The organism is Oleiphilus sp. HI0067 (assembly GCF_001635735.1).
The window spans coordinates 1-728 of record NZ_LWFI01001002.1; the positions used below are offsets into that span (position 1 = coordinate 1).

General features: G+C 47.9%; 1 protein-coding gene. It reads right to left on the reverse strand.

The genetic code is table 11. From position 1 onward, the window contains the following. A partial coding sequence (locus A3739_RS13300; RefSeq protein ID WP_197472309.1) for a methyl-accepting chemotaxis protein occupies positions 1–728 on the reverse strand: 728 nt, incomplete at both ends.

Sequence of the window (728 nt, forward strand, 5' to 3'; positions counted from 1 at the left end):
CTACGCTGTTTACGATTTGTTCGAGGGCCGCGCTGACTTCAGCGCTGTGTGAAACCGTTTCATCAGTCGTTTGGTGGCTCTTGGTCATTGAGTTGACAGCAAGACCAACACCTTTGTGGAGTTTGTCTACCATTAAATCGATATCTTCGGTCGACTTTTGAGTGCGCTGTGACAAGGTTCGTACCTCGTCAGCTACCACGGCAAAGCCGCGTCCTTGTTCTCCAGCTCGAGCAGCTTCGATCGCGGCATTCAAAGCGAGAAGATTGGTTTGCTCTGCAATGGCTTTAATCTCGACCAATGCATTCGTAATTTCTTTACTGTCGTCCGATACCTTGTGGATGTGGTCGACAGAAAGTTTTATTTCGTTCGCTAGGCGATCAATAGCTGTAACGGTTGCTTGAACGATCGATTGTCCAGTTTGTGCACGTGCCTCAGCTTGTTGCGCCGCTTCAGAGGTTTGAGCCGTGTTTTGAGCGACTTCACCAACTGCTGCAACCATTTGGGTCATCGCATTTGAGATTTCATCGGTTTCAGCTTTTTGTTTGTGGAAAGTGTCGCGTGTTTCCGTTGCAATGTCGTTGAGCTTGTTTGCGTCAGTCGATAAGCCATTAATCATGAAGCGAGCTGTTTCAATGAGCTGTTTGACTTGCATGGTCATATCGTTAAAGGAGTACGTGAGCGCGCCAAGTTCGTCTGACGATTGCTTTTCCATTTTGACGGTGAGATCG